We start from the raw sequence: 3,775 nt of genomic DNA on the forward strand, positions 1-3,775 counted from the left end.
GCCAAGGGGCTGTTTCCGGCGCTGGGCGTCGCGGGCGTCTCGGCGCTGCGCGTGGGCCTGGGCGCCGCGCTGCTGCTGATTATTTTCCGCCCGCCGCTGAGACAGTTGACGTTGCGGCAGTGGCGGGCTGCGCTCCTCTACGGCGCCGCACTGGGCCTGATGAACCTGAGCTTTTACTTCTCGCTCAAGTACCTGCCGCTGGGCCTGGCGGTCACGCTGGAATTCCTGGGGCCGCTGGGCCTGGCGGTGGCGTCCAGCAAGCGGGCAGGCGACCTGATCTGGGTCGGGCTGGCGGCGCTGGGTATTGGGCTGATTTCACCGCTGGGCGGGGGCCAGAGCGTGAATCTGGTGGGCCTGGGCCTGGCGATGCTGGCAGGTAGCTTCTGGGCGGCGTATATCGTCATCGGCTCTCGGATGGCGCGGCATTTTTCGGGCACCCAGGGCGTCAGCGTGGGGATGCTCTGCGCAGCGCTCATCGTCGTGCCGCTCACGCTGCTGTTGGGCTTCCAGCCGGGGCTGCTGACGCCCACGCTGCTGCTGCACGGGCTGGGCATCGCCGTGCTGTCCAGCGCCCTGCCGTACACGCTGGAGATGGTCGCGTTGCGGCGCCTGCCACGCCGCCTGTTTTCCATCTTCATGAGCCTGGAACCGGCGCTGGCCGCCGTGATGGGCTGGGCCGTGCTCCATGAGGTGCTGAGCGTGCGGCAGTGGGTCGCGGTGGCGTGCGTGATCGGCGCGAGTGCGGGGGCGGCGTGGAGTGATAGGCAAAGCGGAAGTGGAGAGGGAGTCGCGCCGCTAGGGTGAGTCGGGGTAAGGATTACTCTCCGTCGTCAGGCATAGACCAATGGAGGCGTGAAACGTCAATTCCAATGTCCAGATTTCCTGCTAGACGAAGAAGCTCGGACGGGAAATTGTCTACCTGAAGCCCCACGTCCCGGTCCTCGATGTAAAACTCAAGGTAGACTGCTGGAGCCGTATCAGCATTTCCCATCACTGCCGAGAGATGACCCAATGCAGTCCACTGATCTTTGAGAAACGCAATGGCCTCAATCACTTGATCGTCGAATGTGTCCCCATTGGCTTCACTCACTTTGATGTCGATACCAGAGTTACTATGCAGCACTCCAGGTCGTAAACTCTCCTCTCCCTTGCGCCAGACCCGCAGCGTAGGGTGAGTCAATCCGCTACGCTCTAGAAAGTTGTCAGGGTCGAATTCATAACCGCTGACCATGAAATAGCAAGTCACCCCACCAGCATAAACGAGATCGCCGCCCCCACTCCCAGAGGCGGCGATCTCATCTAACTTCACTTCAGTTCAACGCCCCCACCCCGAACCCGAACCGCCCGTCCACGTAATCGACGTTCAGGCTGGAATTGTCGGGCACGCGGCCACTCAAAATCTCCTTCGCCAGCGGGGTTTCGATCTCGCGGGCGATGACGCGCTTGAGGGGCCGGGCGCCGAAGGCCGGATCGTAGCCGTCGTGGGCCAGCTTGTCCAGGGCCGCGCCGGTCAGGTTCAGCGTCACGCGGCGCTCGACCAGGCGCCTCCGCAGGCTGCCGAGCTGAATCTCCACGATGCGGCGCAGGTCGCCGGGCGTCAGCGCGTCGAAGACGATGATGTCGTCCACACGGTTCAGGAATTCGGGGCGAAATTGATTGTTCAAAGTGCCCAGCACGGCGTCGCGGATGCTCTGAGCGTCGTCGCCGCGTGCCTGGGCTTCCAGCATCAGCGGGGAGCCGATGTTGCTGGTCATGATAATCAACGTGTTGCGGAAATCCACCGTGCGGCCCTGTCCATCGGTCAATCTTCCATCGTCGAGGACTTGCAGCAGCACGCCAAACACGTCGGGGTGGGCCTTCTCGATCTCGTCGAACAGCAGCACGGCGTAGGGGCGGCGCCGGACGGCCTCGGTAAGCTGACCGCCCTCCTCGTAGCCCACGTAGCCGGGGGGCGCCCCGATCAGGCGCTGGACGCTGAACTTTTCTATGTACTCCGACATATCCAGGCGCACCATCGCGTCCTGCGAGTCGAACAGGTACTCGGCCAGGGCGCGGGCCAGCTCGGTTTTGCCCACGCCGGTTGGACCCAGGAACATGAAGCTGCCGGTGGGGCGGCTGGGGTCGCTGAGGCCCGCACGCGAGCGGCGGACGCTATCGGCCACGCTGACGATGGCCGTATCCTGCCCGATCACGCGGCGGTGCAGTTCTTCTTCCAGTCGCAGCAGCTTCTCGCGCTCGCCCTCCATCAGCTTGGTCACGGGGATGCCGGTCCAGCGGCTCACGACGGCGCCGATGTCCTCCTCGGTGACTTCCAGGTGGGCGAATTCGGCGCCCTTGAGCTTGCGCTCCAGCTCCTGCACACTTTTTTCCAGGGCCGGTAAGGTGCCGTACTCCAGCTCGGCGGCCTTCTGGAGATCGTAGTCGCGCCGCGCCCGCTCGATGTCGGTGCGCACGGCGTCTAGCGCCTCGCGCTTCTCGCGGAGCTGGGCCACCTCGCCGCGTTCGGCCTCCCAGCGGCCCCGCACCTCGCCGAGTTCACCTTCCAGGGTGCGGAGCTGGCCTTCGATGTCCAGCAGACGGTTTTGCGAGTCCTGGTCCTTTTCGCGCTTGAGGGCCTCGCGCTCGATTTCGAGTTGCAGCTTGCGGCGCTGGAGTTGGTCGATGCGCTCCGGACTCGATTCCAGCGCCATCCGCAGCCGGGCAGCGGCCTCGTCGATCAGGTCGATGGCCTTGTCGGGGAGCTGGCGGTCGGTGATGTAGCGGTTGGATAACGTGGCGGCGGCCACCAGCGCCGGGTCGGTGATCTCGACGTTGTGGTGGACCTGGTAGCGCTCCTTGATGCCGCGCAGGATGCTGATGGTGTCTTCCACGTTCGGCTCGTCCACGAACACCGGCTGGAAACGCCGCTCCAGGGCCGCGTCCTTCTCGATCTCGCGGTATTCCTTGAGGGTGGTCGCGCCGATCAGGTGCAGTTCGCCGCGTGCCAGCGCGGGCTTGAGCATGTTGCCCGCATCGGGGCTGCCCTCGGTTTTTCCGGCGCCGACGATGGTGTGCAGCTCGTCGATGAACAGGATGATCTCGCCCGCCGAAGCGATCACCTCGTCGATGACGCCGCGCAGCCGCTCCTCGAACTCGCCCCGGAACTTGGCGCCCGCCAGCAGGCTGCCCATATCCAGCCCGATGATGCGTTTGTTTTTCAGGCCCTCCGGCACGTCGCCCTTCACGATCCGCATGGCCAGCCCCTCGGCGATGGCGGTCTTACCCACGCCCGGCTCGCCGATCAGCACCGGGTTGTTCTTGGTGCGCCGGGTGAGCACCTGGCTGACCCGACGGATCTCGGCATCGCGACCGATCACCGGGTCCATCTTCCCCTTGCGAGCGAGTTCGACCAGGTCGCGCCCGTATCGTTCGAGGGCCTGATATTTGTCGTCCGGGTTCTGATCAGTCACCTTGCGATTACCCCGAACCGCTTGCAGAGCCTTTTGAAGTTCCTTCTCGTTAACCCCGAGCGCCCCCAGAAGTTCCTGAGCTTTGCTCGGCACCTTGGTCAAACCCAATAGCAGGTGCTCAACGGAGATATACTGATCTCCCATCCGCTTGGATTCGGATTCCGAAGTATCGAAAACGCGGGCGAGGTCGGGGCCGACCGATTGCTCACCACCAGTCACTTTCGGCAGCGCGCCCAAGCCCTCTTCTGCGGCTTTGGCCAACCGCGCGGGGGTGACGCCGAGCTGCTGCAGGATCGCCTGGATCGTGGTCTGCTCAGGAGTGATCA

3 protein-coding genes are annotated in these 3,775 nt (G+C 64.4%); 1 reads left to right on the forward strand and 2 read right to left on the reverse strand.

Annotation, left to right across the window (positions count from 1 at the left end; genetic code table 11):
- A partial coding sequence (locus Q0R23_RS13555; RefSeq protein WP_293913813.1) for an EamA family transporter occupies nucleotides 1-804 on the forward strand: 804 nt, incomplete at its 5' end.
- Nucleotides 805-817: 13 nt separating this feature from the next.
- Here the strand turns inward: Q0R23_RS13555 and Q0R23_RS13560 are convergent.
- Complete coding sequence (locus Q0R23_RS13560) at nucleotides 818-1,309, reverse strand: DUF4279 domain-containing protein (RefSeq protein WP_293913815.1); 492 nt, start codon at nucleotides 1,307-1,309, stop codon at nucleotides 818-820.
- Nucleotide 1,310: 1 nt separating this feature from the next.
- Nucleotides 1,311-3,773, reverse strand: a complete 2,463-nt coding sequence (gene clpB / locus Q0R23_RS13565; protein WP_293913817.1) for an ATP-dependent chaperone ClpB — start codon at nucleotides 3,771-3,773, stop codon at nucleotides 1,311-1,313.
- Nucleotides 3,774-3,775: the final 2 nt, after the last annotated feature.

It is taken from the genome of Deinococcus sp. (assembly GCF_025362455.1).
Lineage (GTDB): Bacteria > Deinococcota > Deinococci > Deinococcales > Deinococcaceae > Deinococcus.